Raw genomic sequence first — 20,973 nt, forward strand, 5'->3', positions numbered from 1 at the left:
GTAGATGGATTGAGAAAAAGGAACAGATGCATCTGCCTTCATAGACTTTCAAATAAAGGAAAATACATCCGGAAAAGGGTGTTTTTTTAAATTGAGAAAAAGTAAGAGATCGAAGACAATAGGAAGAAGTGTGTTCATTAGTTGATTGTAGAGGGGCGTTGATTACGTGAGTTTAAAAGAAATGAAAGAAATATATTGGCTCCGGGTCATTGCTTGTTTTTAGTGTTGTCCTCACACACGCTTTCAGTAAAGTACTAACAGACTTCTCTATAACCGGGGATGAACGCGTAGTTTACCGGACGCTTCAAATGATCTTGCTGTACGGAACGCCGATGTTTGTGTTAATTTCGACCATGGTTGTGACGCATGCTTATAAAGATAATCTTCCAAAGGGCTTTCTAAAAAAGAGAATCAAGTACATTTTAGTACCTTATCTCGTCATGGCGGCGTTTTATGCTGGAGATAAATACTATCGATTTGATTGGACCATAAGTGATTTTACTAGGGAGTTTGGATACAACTTCATTTTTCTAGAATTTTGTTTGTTGGCTGGTTTTTCTATTATGTTGTCGCCTACTATTGTGGGAGAAACTATCAACGTTTTATCGAAATGTTGAACCGAAATTGGATGGTCATTATGTTCGGTGTTGTTGCTTCGGTCGGGCTGGTCCAATATATTTATCATACGGGCATCCTGATGCGAGTGACGTCAGCTCGTTTTGACGTGATTCCTTATACGGTTTTGTTGTTCTTCCTCTTTTTATTATTAGTATCGAAAGTAAAGCGAATTCCAAGATGGGTCATCTCCATTAGTGGATATTCATACGGGGTCTATTTGCTTCATCCCTTTGTTCAAACAATGGTTAGCAGAAGGGTTCCATTTACAGAGATAACAGAATTTCAATATTTGATTATCCAATTTATAGCTGGGGTTCTTGTTCCAATGGTTCTGGTCTACATCCTATCTAAATTGCCGTTTGGAGCATTTATTGTTGGGAAAACAACTACTCGAGTTCTTAAGAAGGTCTTCAAAGAAACAGAAAAGCCCAAAACTGCATAAATGCTTATAGTTGATTCGGAAGTTTGTCGTTAGACACTTATCTTTAGGAGGGGTAAGTGTCTTTTACTTTTTTTATAGACTTTATTATAGGTCCTCAATAAACCTTGCAACATTGGCTCCACACTTTGTGCATTCCCCTTTAAGTACAATACCAGTGACGTCATCATGAATAGAATAATTTACGATCGTTGTAACCCCGCAGGTGGAACAGAATACATTTCCTAAAAGTTTTTCTTGGATGTTCTTTGGGATCTGTTTCCATTTCTTAATAGCTTTGAGATCTGTTACAGACACTTGTCTCACTCTCCTTCGTTTTAAGCATACTAGTAAAAAGTAAATGAACGTTTAACCTAGATTATACTATTATTTCTTTCATATTGTTAATTAAACCATTTTAGATATTTCATCATTGTTTCTCACAAAGAAGGTTTGGACAAAAACGGATACTTGACATATTCTCATAAACAGCTTTTGATGTAGTTATACACCAAGTAAAGGGGAGTACGAAATGTATCTAGAACATCATCACGCTTTAAGGGTAATTGATTTCGCAACAACCGAACATCATACAAGTTTTGTGAAATTCAATGGATATGATGCCGTTTTAGGAGAAAAATTTGAAGGGGAAGTTAAATTTGTTGGTGGTATGCCATTTGGAGATGTCATTAACCCTGAAAGGTCTTCCTTATCTTTTGAATGTAGAGAATTTGTTCGAGAGATTTTGTTGAATAAGTATAATGCAGGCGAGTTTAGTTGATTGCAAATCGATAAGATTAGTAAAGGTAGGATTTATGATCCCTACCTTATTTGTGCCCTTTCGCAAATTAGGGAAGAGTATATGAAAAAAACAGGATTAGAGTTTAGAATGACGAAGACGTTTAGCGATGGGATATGGGTAGAGGCACCTTTTACGTAGGGTGAAAGAGCTGATGTAACAAACGAAGTAATAATGCTAGGTGCTAGAGCTAGTAAGAGTTCGTAAAATGGTTCTCTTAGATAAGATATTTAAATAAGCTATCGGTGAAAGTGAATGTTAGGAAGTGCCCTTGTTATAGCCACATTGCAAGCGATTCTCGCCACTCTACTGATTTAACATCCCAAAGCGGTTATAAATTCCACCTTCTTCGCTAGCGCTTTAGGGGGCAGGAACTTTTTTTTGTCTCTTCACCATATTCTGTGATACAAGCACATTTTCAGAAATAAGTTAGCTAGATTAGGATAATCTAGTGTAACTCCTTCACCTCCCTTTTATTTCTTCAATTATTAGGTGTTTTTTCTAGTCCCCTTCCACTTCTCTATCCAAAAGAGGTTTATTTTTTGCGTCGATTACCTGACTCATAATTCAGAAGTAATTTTTATATAGTTAACTTTTTTGAGGGGAAACTTATTACAGAGCATTTCAAGTACACGCATATACTGAAAATTTCTATACAAACTAAATGGAAACGAAGCGGAGGGGGGCCTGTATCATGGATCAAACCATTTATTTATTGAATAGTTTATGGGTCATGTTTGCAGCGATTTTAGTTATATTAATGGTCGGTGGGTTTATTTTACTTGAAGTAGGTTCGACTCGTATGAAAAATGCTGGACATATTGCCGGGAAAAAAATATTCACGTTTGGAATTGCTTCCATTGTATTTTGGGCAGTAGGATTTGGATTTATCTTTGGAGAGGGAAATAATTTTTTTGTTGGACTATCTGATTTTTTTTATTCGGGTTATGAAATAGAGGGTATGGGGCTAGCAACTTCGGTTTTCTTTGTATTCCAGATGGCATTTGCTGGAATTTCATTAACGGTCGCATTTGGAGGATTTGCAGAGCGGGCAAAGCTAGCATCTTACCTCATTTTTTCCGTGTTGTTCACCTCCCTTGTATATCCAGTAGTTGCCCATTGGATCTGGGGCGGTGGATGGTTAACAGGACATGGGAAACAAGATTTTGCTGGCTCGACCGTTGTTCATTTAACAGGGGCCATGGCAGCATTTGCGGCCACCATTCTTTTAAAGCCGCGAATGGGAAAGTACAATGAAGATGGGACGGTTAATCATCTTCACGGACATAATCAAGTGTTTACAGCATTAGGCGTTTTGCTTTTATGGGTTGGATGGTTTGGGTTTAATGCAGGAAGCACATTAGAAGTAGCAGATGGATTTTTTGGGTATGTTGCTTTAAACACAAACTTAGCAGCTTCAGCTGGGGCTATTGCTGCGCTGTTAATTTCCTGGATGATTGTTGGAAAAGCAAATATACCAACGATGTTAAATGGAGCTTTGGCAGGTTTGGTGGCCATTACAGCTTCTTGTGCCTATGTAACTCCTGGAAGTGCCGTTATAGTTGGATTAATTGCAGGCTTACTCGTTTTCTATAGTATTAAGTTTTTCGATAGAATAAAGGTCGATGATCCGATCTTTGCCTTATCAGTTCACGGTGTTGCTGGTATATGGGGGACATTGTCAACCGGATTCTTTGCGACTCCTCAATTAGCAGAATTATATGGAGGATTACCAGGATTGTTTTACGGAGGAGGCCTGAGACAACTTGGCGTTCAAGCGCTTGGTGTGTCTGCTTCAGGGCTTTATGCATTTACCGTTTCTTTCATTCTATTGTTGATTATACAAAAAGTATTGAGTGGACTACGTGTTACAGAGGAAGAAGAGATTATGGGTTTGGACATAAGTGAACACGGTGCGTACGGATATCCAGAGGTATTCCAACAACAAAACAGAGACAATGAGTAACGAACTACTTCATTTTGTCTGGGGGAAGTTTGATGGGCGAAAACAATTGCAAGTATAAAAAGGTAAGACAATGGCGGGATGATCAAATTGGTAACCATCTATCAAGTAACGATGAATTAAATCACTTTCATCATAAAATTATGATGAAAGTGTTGGATATTGCGATGGATGAATTAAAGGAAAAGTTTGGAGACCCTCCCTCTGACTTTTCTTGGTTTGTGATGGGAAGTGGAGGGAGAATGGAACAAGCAATCGTCAGTGACCAAGATCACGGTTTGGTGTATGAAAGAAAAGATAACCGGTCGGATACGTACTTTCAAGCTTTAGGGAAAGAGATTACAAAAGGTCTGTACTTAACAGGTTATCCTTATTGTGATGGTAATGTGATGTGTTCAAATCCTTTATGGTGCAAGTCAATGGAGGAATGGGAAGAACAGATTAGTGATTGGATGGAAGAAGAAAGCTGGGAGTCGATACGTTACTTACTTATTTTTCATGATGCAAGGTCTTTAATAGGGAATGTTGAATTTGTTCAAGGTTTGAAGCAAATGATTTACCAATATATAAGAGAGTATCCTTACTTTTTAATCCGACTGTTAAATAATACAATGCGTATTCAAAAGGGGATTGGTTTTTTTGGACAGATTTTGACGGAAACGCATGGTATTCATACTGGTTCCATTCATATTAAGAATTATGGTTTTTTTCCATATGTTAATGCCGTACGCCTCTTAGCCATTAAAGAAAATATTAATGTCACCTCAACATTATCTCGCTTACATCAACTATCTCAGCTTCCGAGTTATAAACAAGAATTGAACAGACACCAATTGAATTTTAAAAAGCTGTTGGACTATCGTCTAATGAGTGGTCAAGAAAAAGATAATTATGAAGATATTCATTATCTCCATATTAAAGAAATGAATCGGAAACAACAAAAGGAATTAAAACAGATTTTAAAAGATGCAGTTGTGTTTCAACAGTACATTCAGAACTGTATTCTAAAAGGAAGTTAGAATGAATTTTTCTCAAATTGCTCTATTTATGAAACAGTTACAAGGAAAAGTTGGTTCAGCGTCTTTGGCTTCAATAGAAGCTCAAACAAATCCTCATCATATAGCTCTTCTAAAGCAAATGCAAAAAGAGATACAGGAAAAACAGATTTTAACGGTTCCTTTGAAGAATTTAAATGTAGTTGTTGTTGATATTGAAACAACCGGCTTTTTTCCAGATCAGGGTGATCAAATTTTATCGATTGGTGCGGTTAAAGTAAAGGGTGAGGAGGTTTTAGAAAACCAAACCTTCTATTCGTTCGTCCAATATGATAGGGAAATTCCGTCTGAAATTAAGAAATTAACTGGTATCACAGAAAAAGAAGTAAACGGTGCTCCACCGCTTTCAGAAGTGCTCGTTCAATTTTTGGAATTTGTAGGACAAAGTATTCTCGTAGCCCATCATGCCAATCACGAAAAAAGTTTTTTTGAATTTGCCACTTGGAAGCTATTACGTTCCAATTTTAAACATCGAATTCTTGATACGTCTTTTTTAGTTCGGGTTGCCGAACCATGCAATAAGCTCACACGTTTGGAAGATTATTGTGAAGCTTGCGGTATTGAGGTTCAATATCGCCATCATGCACTAGGGGATGCAAAGATGGCAGCACAGTTGTGGATTATTTATTTAAAAAAAGTTCAGATGTTAGGTTGCGAAAATTTAAGGGATTTATATCGATCTCTGGCAAAGTTGGGATAAGTATAAAGGTTGTGAGGGGTTGTGCTAATTCATATGTAAGATGCCTGTCACTTGTCAAATTTAACAGGCATCTTACATATGAAGCATATAGAAAATATTGTCTTAGCTTAATAGATAAATGGAAGCAGATTAACAAACTTATCTTTTTACGAGTAGAAAATAATTTCCTTACTTTCTTTACGCATATTAGCATATTCAGCTGTTGCATAAAGTACGTCCGATGATGAATTAAGTGCAGTTTCACAAGAGTCCTGTAAAACACCTACGATGAACCCTACACCAACGACTTGCATAGCTATTTCATTTGGAATTCTAAATAAGCTACAAGCTAAAGGAATGAGTAAAAGCGACCCACCGGCAACACCTGAAGCACCACAAGCGGATATAGCTGCTAGAACGCTAAGAATAAGCGCAGTACCAATACCACTTGAATGCCAAGAGTGTTAACGGCTGCAAGGGTTAAGACAGAAATAGTCACAGCTGCACCAGCCATATTGATGGTTGCACCTAGTGGGATTGATACTGAATACGTATCTTTATCTAAATCTAATTTTTCACATAAACTCATATTTACTGGAATATTTGCTGCTGAGCTCCGAGTAAAAAATGCTGTAATACCACTTTCCCTTAAGCATTTAAAGACAAGGGGATATGGATTTTTACGAATATTAGCGAACAGGCGCTAACCTTTAATAGGTGACATTAAAGCAGCATTTAGAGGAAGCGATTGAGTTCCATGAGCAAATTTTAGATTATATGATAAAGAAAGAATATTACAATCCACATGATACAGACAAACAATTACAAATCGATTTAAAAACCGCAAAAACAGCATTAACTTTATCGAAGGATTAAAAGGGTGTCACTAATCATTTAGTCTTTATATATTCAGAATTAGAACTTTTTTTGAGCAGTATTCCTTACCCCCAGAGCTTTAAAGCACTGGGGGTAAGGAACTTTATGACGCTTTATTAAATGACTAATATTGTGGGATTTTAAGTGGTACAATTTGACCTCTAATCTCCCCTGCAGGATTTTGTTCAGTATGAGCATTTACATATGTTAGCTTTTGTTCCATGAAATTTATTAAATCTTCTACAGTCTCTATTCCGACCTCATTTGGTACAATGTCATCATTAGTAATTCTGCCAGTAATAAATCCTCTCTGAGTCGTAATGCCATTTTGTTCCTCAAGTGTTTCAAGGTCAGCCCCAAATAGAAATACTACTACGGGTCCATTTTCATTACGTTCCCCAAAGTGGATGTGTGCCTGAATAAAATTTTGAATGTTATTAACTTCTAGGAAAAACTTTAATTCAGTTCGACTTTTATTTGCCACAAATTTTGCAACACCAAAAGCATCAGTTTTAACCGGAGGGACTTCGTTTTCTCCTCTCAATCTAGCGCCAAATAATTTTAGCATGTTATCACCTTCCTTTCGTGTAATTTCTATAGTGTATGTAAGGTTCTATTAGTCTGTATAGTTTTGAATCTAATACAAGTTGAAATAGTTAGAATAAGGCAAAAAAAGCCTAAATTAAGTGGGATCATAGGCTAGTGCTCCTGACCTCCAGTGCTTTAACGCACTAGGGTGTTGGTCGTCCCTATGGTACACCTCTTTTTAATGGGAATATTGTTAAATTAAATGGTATTATTACCGATATGACAGATCTTAAGAAAGCAGAAGAGGAAATTAGAAATAGCAGCAGTACGTAATATCAAACTTATCCAAGGATTACAAGATGCGATAGAAAATAAAGGATTTTCACTATTCTATCAACCTAAAGTTGACTTTAAATCTAAGAAAATAACGGGTGTCGAAGCCTTACTACGATGGAATTTTTCCAGAGGGAGGGTACATATCGCCCGAAGATTTTATTCCAATAGCCGAGGAAAGTGGATTTAGTGTGCCATTGGTGAATCGGTACTTTACGAAGCATGTAAACAATGCAAAGAATGCATGAAAGTGGATTTGAAAGCCTTTATACTGCAGTTAATATTTCATTACATCAGTTTGAACACATTGATTTTACAAAAACAGTTAAGAGGGTACTAGAGTAATAAAACTAGATCCACAATATCTAGAACATGAAATTACAGAAAGTATTATGCAAAATGGGGAAAATATAATTGATGTATTAGCGGAATTACAACTTCTTGGTATTTCAATATCATTAGATGATTTCGGAACAGGCTATTCTTCACTAAGCTACTTAAAACGTCTTCCAATTTCAACATTAAAAGTAGATAAACAATTTGTTAGAGACCTTTCAGTCGACCAATAGTTGCTGAAATCATTACTACAATCATAACGCTTGCTAAAAGTTTAAAATAATCCATTTATCAAAGGATTATTTTTTAGCGGGATAACTTCTTTTATTTGAACCCTTTTTCGTATGGATATGTATTTATCAACCAGTGGGCTTTCTTCTCACTTTGAACCTTCCGTTTTTGGAAGGTTCAAAGTGAGATGTTTCAATTTAATCATAAAGCTTCTGGTTTTCGTTTTCTATATAATAATTAGGCTTTACTGCGCCACGAGCATGTAGTTCTTGAAATAATTTACGATATTGAGGGAATGATAACTTACCATGAATGTAATTTAGTTGAACGTAATCTAATAGCTCATTAACATTTGAGGGCTTTTCTTTTCTATAAAGTTTGAAGCAGTTTATCAATTCTTCCATAGACATAAATTAGTACCCCTTTCCATCTTATGATAGCGCTTACAATAATAATAACATAAATTACCGTTCAATCTTTATTTTTAGAAAATTCTTATTTCATGAAGTGGGTATTAAAATATATTGAGTAGATTTTTCTTGAAGCCAATGAGTGTGATGCTTAAGAAGGTATCGCTTATTTAGCGAAAAAGGAAGACTGAAACAATGTTACGGGGTAGTAATTGTTGGTTTTATAATGGTATCATTTCTTTTCGATGCTTCTGAGCTTTAATTGAAAAATAAAAGTATTTTTTCGGCTAATAAGTGTTAGTGCAAAAAACGCAGTAATAAAAATAAACGTTTAGATTTCTCTGAGCGTTTTTATGATAATTGGTAAGCATTTTCTACTGTGACATTGATTTGGAGTAAATCCTTTTTTATAAGCTCCATAAAAAAATCTCATTGAAACTTTAGAGGATGTGAATAACCAGATGGGGGTGTATTAAACGTGACAAATAGGAAAAGAAAAAATCTGAAGTCGATCAACCTGACTTCAGGAAGCGAACAATGCCAGGCACTGTTCGCCAGAAAAAAACAAAGGAAGAGGAGGCCCTCATTTCCTTAGCTTGTGATGATTAATAATATTGTTCAAAATACTCCTTCGCAGCATCTTTATCGTTGCAATATAGATGATTTAACTTTATTACTTCTTCTTCCGGCATGGATTTTAAGATACTTTCCTCAAAACCATTTCTCCTTAAATAACTATAGGAAAAGAAGCCATCCACACTAAAAAACATATTTAAAAACTCCTTTTTTGGAACGCTAATCGTTACCAGTCCAACCCTCTTGTTGTTCATTTATTTCTATCCGCATGCTTTGTTGTTCATTTCCTTATTTGATGGTTCAAAACTGAGTTCCCAAAACTTACACTTCATATTCTGCCCTTGTTTTCCTAATTTAAACAACTTCATACGATTGTTGGTATCAGGTTTATAACTGGGGTAATTATGGTTCGGTTATTTTTATGACGAAAACCAATAATATTTGTATTTAATAAAAGTTTAGCCACTTTTTAAGAGTTTGCTCACATTAAATATGTCATTTATGTAGTAAAGATCAAATTCTTCTTGAGTTTTTATCTATCTATGTATAGCTATTTGATCAGTAGCTTCTCCAATAACATAGACTTCTACAATTTGTCTTTGATAGAGTGCTTCAACATCTTTCTTTAACTGTTTGCCAGAAGGGGATCTCAAATGACAACACCGGAGTCATCTATTGCTGCTTATGCAGATGGTCTTTTTTAGACTCTTAATCTTATGGGTTACGGTTCAGGCAATATGGATGGAGTAATCTTGATCATTTTAACAATCTCAAAACAACTGAGAAATTATTACAAATAAACGTAACCTAGACTATTTGATAATTCCCGAGCAGTTTTTAAAACTTCTTCTGTTAAGTGAGAGTCAGGAGATATATCTAACACTCCAGATAATCCGATGACGCTTATTGCAGCAACTAATTCATTTTTTTGATCGAATATAGGTGCAGAAATAGCTGTTATACCAGGAATATACTGTTCCGTGAAGGCATAACCGTATTTTTTTACAGTTTTAATCGTATCGTTATATTCATCAAGAACAATTGAGTATTTTTCTATTTCATCAGTGATAAAGTCGTTTATTTTTTCTTGTGGGTAATATGCTGCAAAAATTCTACCAGTAGCACTAGTCGTTAGAGGTACCGCAGACCCCACACGGACATTAACATTAATTGGCTTTTTACTCTCTTCCCAGCTAATAAAAATCGGACCTTCATTTTCTACCCATATAGCAAGAGACACAGTTTCATCAAGTAATTCATTTAATCGCTTAATATATGGTAATGCTTTAATTCGTATATCCACTTTCTCCATACCACGCAAACCAATTAATGTTAGTTCACTTCCAAGTGAATAACGGAGTTCCTCACTCTTTTCGAGAAAACCAATCCTACACAAACTTATTAAATATCTATATAGTTGACTTTTTGGCATATCGCATACCTTAGAGATTTCGGTAATTGTTAGAGGTTCCACAGAATTTGAAATCACCTTCAATATTGAAAAACCTATTTCGATCGATTGAATCCCCTTTTTTTGTGTATCTTCAGTAGTCATTCTTCTACCTCCACTAAATGTTAACTTAATATTATTCACTATCTTATCAGAAAGTTAACCATTGGTAAACTCCAGTAATCTAAAGTACATTATTTTAAGTATTCAAACGAATGTTTTTAAACTTTGAGTTGGCAGTAGAATAACACGTCATAAATTGTTTAACCATTAGTTAACTAATAGTTAAACAATTTAAAAAGAGAGATTAACCTTTAATTTTTTATTTTTAAATTAATCAGAAAATTGTGTTGACATTCCATTTTTAAGTATATATAATTCAAATCAACAACCATAGAACAACATGGTTAACCATTGTTAAACTTTACGAAGGCATAAAATAAAAAGTACATTAACGAATTGTAAATAAGCATTGAGATGTATCGTTGGTAAAACGTTAAAAAAAGATCTATATGTTAACAGGAGAGACAAACGTATTTTTCTTATTTGAAATATGTAACCGATTGCAAAAGGGTGATAGAAAACCTAATAGTAAAGGATGATTTCAATGGGATCTATAAGAGGGAAGAAAGTAGTGAATGCTCTATCAAAGGGGAAGTTAGTTATTTTAATCGATAAGAATGAACATGGAAAGCTTATTAGTTTAGTTGAGAAGGTTACCCCCGAGGATATCAACTTCATGGTCACTCATGCAAAAGGATTTTTGAGTGTAGCAATGGAAAATAGTCGAGCTAATCAGCTAGATTTCACAAGTCAAAATGGTGTTGAACATTATAACTACCACACTTTTACTGTTTCAGTTGACGTAGAAGGAACAACTACCGGTATTTCAGCATTTGAAAGACATGACACCATAAAGGCATTAATCGATCCTAATAGAAAATCAGAAGAGTTTAAAAGACCCGGTCATGTTTTTCCAGTACTTGCTCACGAGAATGGGATCTATGGGAAACAAAGTCATACAGAAGTAAGTTTGGAACTCGCGAAAAGGAGTGGATCATATCCAGCGGTCGTGATGTGTGATCTCCTTAATGAAAAGGGAGAACTCTCAAGTTTAAAAGAAATGGAAGAATTTTCTTCGAGGTTTGAATTAGAAATCATGCAAATAAACGATTTCTTACATGATTTCATACAATCTCAACCAGCTTTTACCGTTAAAAAAAAATCAAAAGTTAAAACCCGTAATGGAGAATTTGATTTAATTTCCTTTTCGAACAAGTTCGATCCATTGTGTGACCAAATTTTAATTCATCACTCAGCTTACTCTAAAGAGATTACACCTGTTTATATTCATGAACCATGTGACCAATGTCAACTTAAATTATGTGATTGTCAATTGAATTTAGACAAGGCATTAACTGAGATTAAGAGGTTAGGTGGAGGAGTTTGTATTTTTCTGAAAGACAGAGCTGAAGAAAATTCAGTATTAACGCTCTTTGGTGAAAGCCATCAAACTTTGATTATTAGACAAATCTTGCTTGCGATTGGCGTTAGTGAAATTAGTTTACAGAATAATTATGCATTAGACCACAGCCTACTAAAGGATATAAAGATACATTCATTTGAAAGCGCAGCCATTGTGGCGAGTGGTAGGGGTATGAGAAGAGATGTTGTGTAATTCAAATTAGAATCCATTTGTAAAATAGGGGGATTTTGAATTGAACTATGAAAAAGTGATACTTGAATGCTTAGAAAAGCATCCTGGTGCAAGTTCAAATCGAGTGTTGAAATTTTGTAATTTAGTTAATAAAGAACTATCAAGCATAGGGGGGGATCATTCTAAATCATATATCTTTAAAAACTTAAGAATATTAAGGAAAAACAGAAAGGTAATCAATAAAGGGAACTCATGGTATGTAATTAAATAAAGGAGTGATTGCAAAGTGAACCAAGTTACTGATCAAGTACAAAATTTCAAGGAAGTAATGGGAAACTATCCAACGGGTGTAACCGTTGTGACTACGAGTGATGAACAAGGGGTGCCAGTGGGGTTAACTGTCAATTCCTTTGCGTCGGTATCTTTAGATCCGTTGCTAGTGTTATGGTCGATTGATCATAAGGTTTCTAGTTTAGATATATTTAAAAATGCTGGTAAATTTGCTGTTCATGTGCTAGCAGGTGATCAACAAGATCTTTGTAAATTGTTTGCAAGTAAGGATATGGATCGCTTTAGTAACTGTGAATGGAATTCTTCTGAATATGGCCTTCCGGTTGTCTCAGGTGCATTTGCGGTTTTACAATGTAAGACCTTTAAGCAAGTAGAAGCTGGAGACCATACGATTTTAATCGGAGAGGTTTTAGATATTCAGTTAGATGATAAAGAAGCGATGTTATATCATAATAGAAAATTTGGCCCAATCCCTGCAGAGTTTCATAGTTGAAAAGCAAATAATAGTCATGGGATGAAAAGGTAAGTATTTTTAGTCGTAATATTCTGAGTTAACACTATTTTATCAGAAAAGTTTAAATTTATATTGACGGCGCTTACATCGGTGCATATAATTAAATTAGAAACCTATAGTTAACTAAGTTAACCATAGTTAAACAAAGAGGAGAGATACAAATGAAATTTGGTTATTTTACACTTACAGACAATCCGGTTGAATATGGTGACTCACGAAAAGATGCGAATCAAATGATTTTAGATCTTGTTGATCAAAGTGTGTATGCTGAGGAATTAGGATTTAACTCAGTTTGGGTTCCTGAACATCATTTTAGTGCATTAGGCGTGTTACCTTCACCGTCAGTGTTCTTATCGCACGTAGCTGCTAAAACGAGCAAAATCCAACTAGCACCAGCAACGGTCTTACTACCAGCAAGTCATCCTATTCGTATGGTTGAAGAATATGCATTACTTGATTTACTTAGTAACGGAAGAGCCATTTTCTCGGCAGGAAGAGGGTATGATAAGCGTGAATATGACGTATTCCAAGTCGACTTTGATGATAGTAGAGAGATCTTCTTTGAACAGTTAGACATCATGAAGAAAGCATGGACGCAAGATTCTAAACTTTCTTACGACGGAAAGTATTATAAGTTTCCTGAGATTGAAATAACGCCAAAGCCAGTACAAAAACCAGCTCCACCTATCTATGTAGCAGCATTTTCTGAGCCAAGTATTTTGAAAGCTGCCGAAATGGGCGAACATGTAATTTTTGCTCCATTTGCAGCAACGATGGTTTTTGGTAGCGTAGCAAATGCCGTTAATCGCTTCAAAGATGAATCAGCGAAACACGGGTTCTCAGGAAAACAAGCAAAATGTTCGTTCTTCTTAAATGTAACTGAAACTCAAGAAGAAACAGAAGCAACAAAAGAGCGTATGCTTAAATACTTTACGGGTCTAGTTCCAGCGTTCCCGGATGATCCATCAACAGCACCACCTCATATCCGTTACTTCGTAGATATTGTAGAAAAGCTTAAGAATATGAAAACAGATGACTTAAGTGAAGCTAGTATCATTGTTGGTGATGGAGAATATGTAACTGCTAAACTAAAAGAACTTGAAGACGCGGGTATTGAAGAAGTCATTATCTACTTTGACTTTGGAGGCCTATCACATGCTGAAACGTTAAAAGCAATGGAGCGTTTTGCGACGCAGGTTATGCCGCATTTCGATAACAGTAATATCAATGTTAAAACAAAAGTTAACTCATAAAGAGATTTAAACAATTAAGGGAGTGGACTGAAATCATAAGTCAACTCCCTTTTAACAACTATAATGGTACAAGAATTTATTGTCTTTTATAGTGGGGGGAGCCGAACTTTCACATTTATAATGAAGAAACACAAATTTATAAACTAGTAGGAGGTAACCATATTGAGCCATAGACTAAAAAGAACTCTTGTCCTTATCGGCTTGTTAGTGATGATATTTCTGCACTTTGACTTTTGGTGGTTTGATCAAGTTAATCCAATCTTATTCGGTTTTATGCCAATTGCATTATGGTTTCAAGTATTAGTTGGCGGAATCCTTGCATCGATTTACCTATTTTTTGCTTATAAAGTTATCTGGCCTCATGTTCCAGAAAACTTTGAAGATGAAGATTGAATGATTAGGAGGAGTTGAATTGGATAATAGAGTTCTGCTAGTTTTTATTGTAGCTGCCATTTATATGTTGTTTATTATCTTGATGGGGTGGAAAGCTCAAAGACAGACAAAGAATACAGGAGAAGACTATTTTTTAGCCAATCGGTCCATTTCAAGTTTTTATTTGTTTTGTGCGATTATAGGCGCTAATTTATCCGCGTTTGTTATGATGGGAATGCCTGGAGCAGCCTATCATAATGGTTTTGGCATGTATGGTTTAATAATGGGTGCCGGATCTTTCATGATAGGGTTTACAACTTATTATTTCGGAGTGAGAGTCTGGATTTTAGGGAAAAAATACGGCTATAGTACTCCTAGTGAATTTTATGGAGAGCGTTTTCATAGTAATTCAATTTCATTAATTATGTTTGTCATATTTGCCATCTATACTTTACCCTATGTCGTGACTGGGCAAATTGGGGCAGGGGCAGGATTTGAAACATTTACAAACGGGGTTATTCCTTATTGGTTAGGGTCACTAATCATTACAGTTGTAGTAGGATATTATGTGTGGGGAGGCGGAATGAGAGGTACAGTATTAACGAATACAGCGCAGGTTTTAATATTCACTGTATTTCTTCTTCTGGCTGTTATCATGATAGCGAACGAAGGTGGAGGTTTTAGAGGATTAACAGAAAGAGTTCTACAAGAACAACCACATTTGTTACAAAGAGACGCGAGCCCAGCCTTTTCATGGCAAGTTTGGTTTAGTCAATGGCTATTATTTACGTTTGTTGTATTCAGTTTTCCACATGTTTTTGTGAGATTATTAGCAAGTAAAAGTAGTCATGTATTACGCCAAAATAGTATTCTCTATCCTTTAGGTATGTCATTCATTTATATACTAGCGGTAACTCTAGGGGTATGGGGTGCTGTCCTAATTCCTGGATTAGTAGGTAGTGCTTCTGATAATATCGTCTTTTTGTTGACATTTGAGTATCTTCCTTTATGGATGGGTGGACTAGCATTGGTTGGTTTATTTTCGATGGTTATGTCGACTATGGATGCACAGCTTCTAACAATGAGTAACTTATTTACTAATGATATTGTGAAAAAATACTTCAACCTAAAGAATGAAGAAAAAACGGTTTTCTATGGCCGCTTATTTGTTGTTATACTACTAGCCATTTCATATGTAGTATCACTTCTCAGACCTGCAAGTGTATTTGAAATTGCGAATGTATCGTTTACTGGAACAACAGCAATGGTCCCTGTAATGGTTGCCGCCTTGTATTGGAGAAGGTTAACGAAGGCAGGAGCGATCTCTAGTTTGGTTATCGGTGGATTATTAGTACCTATTTACTTTTTTACAGATTGGCTTCCATCTTTTGGATTCTTACCAATTGTTCCTGTCATGGTCGTTTCAACGATTGTGATGATTGTGGTTAGTTTATTGACAAAACCAGAGTATGAAAAAGCAGATAAACACCTGGATATTTTCAAAAAGTATTTCAATAAGAATCCTGAAAATAAGCAAGTCAAGCAGGAGAAAAAGGCTCAATAAAATTCAATTAGCTCCACATAACGAAGTAATCCATGCCACAGTCCTTTGTAAAGGACATTTTAGAATAAAATAACTATGCTACATTTAAAAGATGATTTCTGTATTGAACAGGGGTCATCTCTTTTTAATTCCATTGGTACCTGTGATTGTTATAGTAAGTCATATATTCCCTAATTCACTCTTTAATTCGCTCAAAGTTTCACAAGGGTTTTATGGGAGATTTATTTGTTCTTATCGTAGTTTTGTCTAAAGGCCGGGGCAGGCACCATTTTTTCAAGGAGAAACTTTCGTTGCGATGATGATGTCTAATAGATCTAATTAGAAGCCCTTTTTCAAACTGGAAACTTCATAACTGGAAATAATCCCTACCTCAATTTTAAATAAAGTTTATGATAATCTAATCAGTGTATATAGGAAAGTGGGCAGGGGTGTTAACGGGATAAGGGAAAGAAGATCATAATAATTAGCCAATTAAAATGAGGTAACTTTTTAGTTAATTCAAAAGAATAATTATAATAAGGTTGGAAAACAATAAAAAAAAGGAGGTTACAATAAATGAAAAAGTTCTATGTAATATTTTTCTTAATTTTTTCTGTTTTTACGTTAGTGGGTTGTGGAAATGAACAAGGTGAACCAATTGAAGAGATAGAAGTAGAAGAAGAGAATGGACAAATTGAAGAATTAGAAGTAGAAGAAGAGGGTGAAATTTTTGACCGTGAGATAGTTGATAATTAAAACCGTTTAATAGCAAAAAAAGTGCCTATATTAGGCACTTTTGCTAAAAATAAAATCCCACTTAAATTCATCCGGAGATCGTACCATAAGTTAAACAATCAGGCGCGATTCTTTTAATAAAGAATCGCTTTTCCTATTTAACGGGTACGTATGTTGAAATGCGATGAAAGAACAAAGTCAGCATAGTGTTTGTATACTAAATTGCAGTGGGAAGATATCGTAAGCACAACTTATATTATGTATGTCTTTAAAAATAAATGGCTGGGCTAGCAGGATTCGAACCTACGCATGACGGAGTCAAAGTCCGTTGCCTTACCGCTTGGCTATAGCCCAACAACATTCTTATAATGGATTTTTTTAAAACTAATTATTCATTTAAAATTCTTTTATTTAGAAGCTGACCTTTATGGTCAGCTTCGCGATTGAAAGAATTATTGTTGTTGATTTTTTTGTTGTTGAGTTTGTTGTACTTGCTGAGTAGCTTGTTGAAGTTGTTGTTGAACTTGTTGTAACTGTTGTTGCTCTTGTGGAGTAGCCTGTTGAGCAGCTTGTTGTACTTGTTGTTGAGCTTGTAGCAACTGTTGCTGAGCTTGTTGCATTTGTTGTGGATTAGCTTGTTGAGTAGCTTGTTGAATTTGCTGTTGAGCTTGTTGCACTGCTTGTTGAGCTTGCTGTAATTGTTGGTTATTTGGCATGGAAAAAACCCCCTAGTAAATTTGTGTTTGCCGTGTATGGCAGTAGTTATTATAAGGAGAGTTAGAAAAATAATTCAAAGAAATTCAAACCTTTTTATTCTAATTATAAACAGGTATAGATTTTGTACTAAAGACGGATGATATAACACTTAAAAAGATTGAGGGAATAAATAGAAATATTGTAAATGCTCCTCAACAATCAGACATGATTATCCTTTATCCTTAACAAGGACGTATAAGTGTATCTAAATGAGTGCTAAGTTACAAGCTCTTACTGTTAATTGTTATATTCTTTTTGTAAATTTTTTGGAGAAAGATTATATTCTTTTTTGAAGAGTCTATAAAAACTCGAATAATCAGGAAAACCGCATTTCAAGGCAATTGTCTCTATCGAGATCTGATTTTGTTTAATCATAGTTACAGCAAAAGATAAACGCTTTAATGATACGTAACGGTAAAAGGGTAGGTTCATGTTTTTTTTAAAATAATGAGAAAAATAGTATTTATTTAAATGGAAGTAATTGGATACCTTGTCCAAACTTAAATCCGGCTCTGTCAGATGTGATTCAATGTAGTCTAGTATAGATACTAACCTTTGGTCTAGTTCATCCTTTTGACTGAGGTTTGGCATACTACTAGCAGGATTGAAAATGTCTTGAAGCACTTGAAATAATAGGTAATGTAATGTAAAGGAGTAATTTTCTTCGCCATTCTTTATTTTATAAGTTATTTCGTGAAGTAAAGAAATGATATCTTGAAAGTTTTTTGGATCCAGATGTAACACATAAGAACCTTGTGTCTTTTGATAAACAATATTCTCTTTCATAGATGGTGAACTAGATAAAAAGTCTCTCATCAAATGCCCACTGACCTTAATAATTGTGCGCTCATAGTTATCAATATTCGTAACAGTAGCTTTATGAACAGCATAAGGAGGGACAACCACAACATCCCCTTTCCTTAGGGAATAGGTCTTTCCTTCACAAAAAAATTCACACTCCCCACCTGAAAATACTAGAACCTCCATCACATCGTGACTGTGTAATCGGAATAAAGTCTCTAATTTGGCGAAACTTTCTGCGGATTCGTTATGTTTCTTGAGCAAATCAGCGAATTTATTTTTTTTTCTGAAGTCATAAATTTCAAAATCTTGACTTTTTACTGGAATTAAAACAGATTGCTTCATAATGGTAGCCTCTCTCATGTAGCAATATTTACAATCTTTTAAGCAATAAGTGTCATTTATTATTAGCTTTTTGTTGTTATTATAACATTGTAAAAGAAAGCGGCAAATAATTCATTATACATGAAGGGAGAATGACTATATTTTAAATAGCTGCTTATAACATACTTGATATACTCTTGATTCACCCCATTATCAATTTTAGTGGGAGCCATATGTATAATCATCTGACATTAGAAAAAACAATAGATATGTCTCAATTAGGAGACAAATATTAGGAGGCGCTAAAGTGGGATTTAGCCATAAACAACCAGATTTAGAAGTAAGAACTAAGAACCTCATTGAAGTTGATGGATTAAACTTTAAAGATTTGAATAACGATGGGAAACTAGACCCATACGAGGATTGGCGTTTGAGTCCGAAAGAACGCGCAGAGAACTTAGTGACATTAATGAATATCGATGAAAAAGTGGGTATGATGCTTATTAATACCCGTCAGATGGGGCTTTCTCAAAAAGATAAGAGTCAGACTAGTCACGATGGTGTGTTAGATGAAGGGATTGTTGAAAAGGGTGAAAGTATTTTCGCTATTACAAAAATATATGGAACCACACATACCATTGAAAAAATGAATTTGCGTCACTTCATCTTAAGAGACAACTGGAGTCCCGCTCAAATGGCCGAATGGGTTAACGCGATGAATGAAGTGTGTGAGGGAACACGCCTAGGGATTCCGTGCTTAATAACATCTAATTCAAGAAACGAAAACACAGAATTCGTCTTTGGTATGAATGACGCAGCTGGAATTTTTTCCACTTGGCCAGGAACTTTAGGACTTGCGGCAGCTGCTAAAGGTGATATTAAAAATGGCGGTGATGGATCTCTCATTAGCCAATTTGCGAAAATAGCACATGATGAGTGGGATGCTACTGGAATAAGAAAAGGGTATATGTATATGGCTGATACGGTCACAGACCCTAGATGGCAACGGACGTATGGCACGTTTGGTGAAGATCCAGAATTTATTTCCGAAGCTATTGGTCGTATCATCGACGAATTCCAAGGGGAGAGCGTAGGGAATCATAGTATTGCGATGACGACGAAGCACTTTCCAGGTGGAGGAGCAAGAGAAAATGGATTTGATCCTCATTACAAAGAGGGTAAGTGGAATTTATACCCAACGCCAGGAAGCTTAGAAAAGTATCACCTCCCACCATTTAGGGCCGCGGTAGAACATGGAACGTCATCCATTATGCCGTACTATTCGATACCAAGCATCAAAAAAAGTGTCGTTCAAGAATTCGAGGGTGAAGACATTCCTTTCGAAGAGGTTGGATTTACATTTAATCATTATTTCCTAAATCATATCCTTAGAGAAAAACTTGGGTTCAAAGGCTATGTAAATAGCGACAGTGGCATCACTAGTAAAATGAGCTGGGGCGTTGAAGAGTTGAGCGAGGCCGAACGTTTTGCAAAAGCAATCAATGCAGGTACAGATATCGTTGCTGATACAAATGATGTTGAAAATCTCAAAGCAGCGATCAACAATGGCTGGATAAGTGAAAAACGTATTGATGAAGCGAATGTACGACTACTCACTGAAATGTTTGCATTAGGAATATTTGATGATCGTACGTATGTTTCAACAGATCAAGCTACATCAGTAGTTAGTAATCCAGCTAACTGGGAAGCTGCTTATGAAGCGCATAAAAAATCGGTAACCGTCCTTAAAAATCAAAATGCGACCTTACCTTTGGCAGTTGAAAAGCTTACTAATAAGAAGGTTTATGTGGAAGTTTTTCATAAGGAATCAGAACGAGCAACTTCTTACACGGAGGACGCAAGGAAAGACTGCGAAGAACTTGGACAATTTACTTTGACTGATAACTATGAAGAAGCTGACATAGCTATTTTGTTCTTAAATCCAAAATCTGGAGCTTATTTTTCTGCGACACCGGGACTTTTAGATCTTGAGATATGTGAGGACAAAACAGTAACAGCTTTGGATGGTTCTTCATATCAAGAAACGACTTTAACTGGCATGGATCATTTAAAGGAAGTGGCAGACAGCATCCATAGTCGTGGAGGAAAAGTAATCATAAGTGTGAATGTCATTATGCCGTGGATACTAGGAAATGTTGAACCATTAGCAGATGCACTGATTGCTGGATACGATACATTCTATAAAGCACAGTTTGAGGTTATGTCGGGTAATAGCCAACCAGTAGGTGTATTACCATTAACATTACCAGCAAGTGAAGCAGTTATTGCGGTTGATGAAAATGGTGATTGTGTATCGAGAAATGATGTACCGGGCTATGACAAGGACAAATATATGCCTGAAGGACTCAACTATGCCTATCAGGATAGTGATGGTAATATCTATAAACTTGGTCATGGACTAACTTATTAGTAACAATATTAAAGGTGCCTGTCT

The 20,973-nt window shown here is 35.5% G+C and carries 22 protein-coding genes, 1 tRNA gene and 3 pseudogenes; 16 read left to right on the forward strand and 10 right to left on the reverse strand.

The features are described from left to right. The first annotated feature begins 209 nt into the window (after window positions 1-209). A pseudogene (locus tag LDX58_RS26715) lies at window positions 210-1,060 on the forward strand (acyltransferase family protein). An 84-nt stretch (window positions 1,061-1,144) separates the two neighbouring features. Here LDX58_RS26715 and LDX58_RS14690 read toward each other — a convergent pair. Then, window positions 1,145-1,354 carry a hypothetical protein gene (locus LDX58_RS14690; RefSeq protein ID WP_227937584.1) on the reverse strand — a complete coding sequence of 70 codons (210 nt, stop codon included), beginning with the start codon at window positions 1,352-1,354 and terminating at the stop codon, window positions 1,145-1,147. Between the two features lie 214 nt (window positions 1,355-1,568). Between LDX58_RS14690 and LDX58_RS14695 the strand changes: the two genes are divergently transcribed. The 4 genes from LDX58_RS14695 (at window position 1,569) to LDX58_RS14710 (ending at window position 5,553) form a co-directional block, all read left to right on the forward strand. After that, complete coding sequence (locus LDX58_RS14695; RefSeq protein ID WP_227937585.1) at window positions 1,569-1,817, forward strand: hypothetical protein; 249 nt, start codon at window positions 1,569-1,571, stop codon at window positions 1,815-1,817. A gap of 712 nt (window positions 1,818-2,529) precedes the next feature. After that, the gene (locus LDX58_RS14700) at window positions 2,530-3,801 is read left to right on the forward strand and encodes an ammonium transporter (RefSeq protein WP_227937586.1); all 1,272 of its coding nucleotides are present in this window, start codon (window positions 2,530-2,532) and stop codon (window positions 3,799-3,801) included. 32 nt (window positions 3,802-3,833) lie between these two features. Then, entirely contained in the window at window positions 3,834-4,817 is a 984-nt protein-coding gene (locus tag LDX58_RS14705) for a DUF294 nucleotidyltransferase-like domain-containing protein (protein WP_227937587.1), read from the forward strand. Window position 4,818: 1 nt separating this feature from the next. Then, window positions 4,819-5,553, forward strand: a complete 735-nt coding sequence (locus tag LDX58_RS14710; RefSeq protein ID WP_227937588.1) for an exonuclease domain-containing protein — start codon at window positions 4,819-4,821, stop codon at window positions 5,551-5,553. A gap of 146 nt (window positions 5,554-5,699) precedes the next feature. Here the strand turns inward: LDX58_RS14710 and sstT are convergent. Continuing rightward, a pseudogene (gene sstT, locus LDX58_RS14715) lies at window positions 5,700-6,232 on the reverse strand (serine/threonine transporter SstT); the annotation flags it as partial. Between the two features lie 17 nt (window positions 6,233-6,249). On the opposite strand from sstT, the gene LDX58_RS14720 reads away from it, so the two are divergent. Beyond that, window positions 6,250-6,408 carry a spore coat protein gene (locus LDX58_RS14720; protein WP_227937589.1) on the forward strand — a complete coding sequence of 53 codons (159 nt, stop codon included), beginning with the start codon at window positions 6,250-6,252 and terminating at the stop codon, window positions 6,406-6,408. A gap of 124 nt (window positions 6,409-6,532) precedes the next feature. Here the strand turns inward: LDX58_RS14720 and LDX58_RS14725 are convergent, their stop codons facing one another. Next, on the reverse strand, window positions 6,533-6,976 hold the full coding sequence (locus LDX58_RS14725) for a CHRD domain-containing protein (protein WP_227937590.1): 444 nt from the start codon (window positions 6,974-6,976) through the stop codon (window positions 6,533-6,535). A 324-nt stretch (window positions 6,977-7,300) separates the two neighbouring features. Here LDX58_RS14725 and LDX58_RS26720 point away from each other — a divergent pair, with 324 nt between their 5' ends. Beyond that, a complete protein-coding gene (locus LDX58_RS26720) occupies window positions 7,301-7,459 on the forward strand; it encodes an EAL domain-containing protein (protein ID WP_227937701.1) in 159 nt (52 codons plus the stop codon). A gap of 154 nt (window positions 7,460-7,613) precedes the next feature. After that, a complete protein-coding gene (locus tag LDX58_RS14735; RefSeq protein WP_308017536.1) occupies window positions 7,614-7,838 on the forward strand; it encodes an EAL domain-containing protein in 225 nt (74 codons plus the stop codon). Between the two features lie 195 nt (window positions 7,839-8,033). Here the strand turns inward: LDX58_RS14735 and yppF are convergent, their stop codons facing one another. The 3 genes from yppF to LDX58_RS14750 form a co-directional block, all read right to left on the reverse strand. Continuing rightward, the gene (yppF, locus tag LDX58_RS14740) at window positions 8,034-8,246 is read right to left on the reverse strand and encodes a YppF family protein (protein WP_227937591.1); all 213 of its coding nucleotides are present in this window, start codon (window positions 8,244-8,246) and stop codon (window positions 8,034-8,036) included. Between the two features lie 605 nt (window positions 8,247-8,851). Beyond that, window positions 8,852-9,016, reverse strand: coding sequence for a hypothetical protein (locus LDX58_RS14745; RefSeq protein WP_227937592.1), 165 nt, complete (start codon window positions 9,014-9,016; stop codon window positions 8,852-8,854). Between the two features lie 596 nt (window positions 9,017-9,612). Then, window positions 9,613-10,377 (reverse strand): IclR family transcriptional regulator, encoded by a 765-nt coding sequence (locus tag LDX58_RS14750; protein WP_227937593.1) that lies wholly within the window; start codon window positions 10,375-10,377, stop codon window positions 9,613-9,615. Between the two features lie 502 nt (window positions 10,378-10,879). Here LDX58_RS14750 and LDX58_RS14755 point away from each other — a divergent pair. The 6 genes from LDX58_RS14755 to LDX58_RS14780 all read left to right on the forward strand — a co-directional run bounded on the left by LDX58_RS14755 (window position 10,880) and on the right by LDX58_RS14780 (window position 15,923). Beyond that, window positions 10,880-11,950: a 3,4-dihydroxy-2-butanone-4-phosphate synthase gene (locus LDX58_RS14755; protein ID WP_227937594.1), complete on the forward strand. Its 1,071-nt coding sequence runs from the start codon at window positions 10,880-10,882 to the stop codon at window positions 11,948-11,950. A 40-nt stretch (window positions 11,951-11,990) separates the two neighbouring features. Then, window positions 11,991-12,200 carry a hypothetical protein gene (locus tag LDX58_RS14760; RefSeq protein WP_227937595.1) on the forward strand — a complete coding sequence of 70 codons (210 nt, stop codon included), beginning with the start codon at window positions 11,991-11,993 and terminating at the stop codon, window positions 12,198-12,200. 57 nt (window positions 12,201-12,257) lie between these two features. Beyond that, window positions 12,258-12,713 carry a flavin reductase family protein gene (locus LDX58_RS14765; RefSeq protein ID WP_227937702.1) on the forward strand — a complete coding sequence of 152 codons (456 nt, stop codon included), beginning with the start codon at window positions 12,258-12,260 and terminating at the stop codon, window positions 12,711-12,713. A 182-nt stretch (window positions 12,714-12,895) separates the two neighbouring features. Beyond that, complete coding sequence (locus LDX58_RS14770) at window positions 12,896-13,987, forward strand: LLM class flavin-dependent oxidoreductase (protein ID WP_227937596.1); 1,092 nt, start codon at window positions 12,896-12,898, stop codon at window positions 13,985-13,987. 162 nt (window positions 13,988-14,149) lie between these two features. After that, a complete protein-coding gene (locus tag LDX58_RS14775) occupies window positions 14,150-14,380 on the forward strand; it encodes a hypothetical protein (protein WP_227937597.1) in 231 nt (76 codons plus the stop codon). Window positions 14,381-14,399: 19 nt separating this feature from the next. Then, a complete protein-coding gene (locus LDX58_RS14780; RefSeq protein ID WP_227937598.1) occupies window positions 14,400-15,923 on the forward strand; it encodes a sodium:solute symporter family protein in 1,524 nt (507 codons plus the stop codon). Window positions 15,924-15,996: 73 nt separating this feature from the next. On the opposite strand, the pseudogene LDX58_RS26725 reads toward LDX58_RS14780, so the two are convergent. Continuing rightward, window positions 15,997-16,098: pseudogene (locus tag LDX58_RS26725) on the reverse strand (IS3 family transposase); the annotation flags it as partial. A gap of 380 nt (window positions 16,099-16,478) precedes the next feature. On the opposite strand from LDX58_RS26725, the gene LDX58_RS14785 reads away from it, so the two are divergent. Then, window positions 16,479-16,658: a lipoprotein gene (locus tag LDX58_RS14785; protein WP_227937599.1), complete on the forward strand. Its 180-nt coding sequence runs from the start codon at window positions 16,479-16,481 to the stop codon at window positions 16,656-16,658. Between the two features lie 258 nt (window positions 16,659-16,916). Here LDX58_RS14785 and LDX58_RS14790 read toward each other — a convergent pair. The 3 genes from LDX58_RS14790 to LDX58_RS14800 form a co-directional block, all read right to left on the reverse strand. Beyond that, a tRNA-Gln gene (locus tag LDX58_RS14790) sits at window positions 16,917-16,991 on the reverse strand. A 98-nt stretch (window positions 16,992-17,089) separates the two neighbouring features. Then, on the reverse strand, window positions 17,090-17,353 hold the full coding sequence (locus LDX58_RS14795; protein ID WP_227937600.1) for a hypothetical protein: 264 nt from the start codon (window positions 17,351-17,353) through the stop codon (window positions 17,090-17,092). A 277-nt stretch (window positions 17,354-17,630) separates the two neighbouring features. After that, window positions 17,631-18,539: an AraC family transcriptional regulator gene (locus LDX58_RS14800; protein WP_227937601.1), complete on the reverse strand. Its 909-nt coding sequence runs from the start codon at window positions 18,537-18,539 to the stop codon at window positions 17,631-17,633. A 286-nt stretch (window positions 18,540-18,825) separates the two neighbouring features. On the opposite strand from LDX58_RS14800, the gene LDX58_RS14805 reads away from it, so the two are divergent. Next, window positions 18,826-20,949 (forward strand): glycoside hydrolase family 3 protein, encoded by a 2,124-nt coding sequence (locus tag LDX58_RS14805; RefSeq protein ID WP_227937602.1) that lies wholly within the window; start codon window positions 18,826-18,828, stop codon window positions 20,947-20,949. The last annotated feature ends 24 nt before the right edge of the window (window positions 20,950-20,973 follow it).

This window comes from Alkalihalobacillus deserti, assembly GCF_020734105.1.
GTDB classification, from domain to species: Bacteria; Bacillota; Bacilli; order Bacillales; family Bacillaceae_D; genus Halalkalibacter; species Halalkalibacter deserti.

Excerpts from the sequence above, each read along its gene's own strand:
- LDX58_RS14695 (WP_227937585.1), top strand. The coding sequence starts at position 1,569 with ATGTATCTAGAACATCATCACGCTTTAAGGGTAATTGATTTCGCAACA.
- LDX58_RS14700 (WP_227937586.1), top strand. The coding sequence starts at position 2,530 with ATGGATCAAACCATTTATTTATTGAATAGTTTATGGGTCATGTTTGCA.
- LDX58_RS14705 (WP_227937587.1), top strand. The coding sequence starts at position 3,834 with ATGGGCGAAAACAATTGCAAGTATAAAAAGGTAAGACAATGGCGGGAT.
- LDX58_RS14710 (WP_227937588.1), top strand. The coding sequence starts at position 4,819 with ATGAATTTTTCTCAAATTGCTCTATTTATGAAACAGTTACAAGGAAAA.
- LDX58_RS14725 (WP_227937590.1), bottom strand. The coding sequence starts at position 6,976 with ATGCTAAAATTATTTGGCGCTAGATTGAGAGGAGAAAACGAAGTCCCT.
- yppF (WP_227937591.1), bottom strand. The coding sequence starts at position 8,246 with ATGTCTATGGAAGAATTGATAAACTGCTTCAAACTTTATAGAAAAGAA.
- LDX58_RS14745 (WP_227937592.1), bottom strand. The coding sequence starts at position 9,016 with ATGTTTTTTAGTGTGGATGGCTTCTTTTCCTATAGTTATTTAAGGAGA.
- LDX58_RS14750 (WP_227937593.1), bottom strand. The coding sequence starts at position 10,377 with ATGACTACTGAAGATACACAAAAAAAGGGGATTCAATCGATCGAAATA.
- LDX58_RS14755 (WP_227937594.1), top strand. The coding sequence starts at position 10,880 with ATGGGATCTATAAGAGGGAAGAAAGTAGTGAATGCTCTATCAAAGGGG.
- LDX58_RS14765 (WP_227937702.1), top strand. The coding sequence starts at position 12,258 with ATGGGAAACTATCCAACGGGTGTAACCGTTGTGACTACGAGTGATGAA.
- LDX58_RS14770 (WP_227937596.1), top strand. The coding sequence starts at position 12,896 with ATGAAATTTGGTTATTTTACACTTACAGACAATCCGGTTGAATATGGT.
- LDX58_RS14785 (WP_227937599.1), top strand. The coding sequence starts at position 16,479 with ATGAAAAAGTTCTATGTAATATTTTTCTTAATTTTTTCTGTTTTTACG.
- LDX58_RS14795 (WP_227937600.1), bottom strand. The coding sequence starts at position 17,353 with ATGCCAAATAACCAACAATTACAGCAAGCTCAACAAGCAGTGCAACAA.
- LDX58_RS14800 (WP_227937601.1), bottom strand. The coding sequence starts at position 18,539 with ATGAAGCAATCTGTTTTAATTCCAGTAAAAAGTCAAGATTTTGAAATT.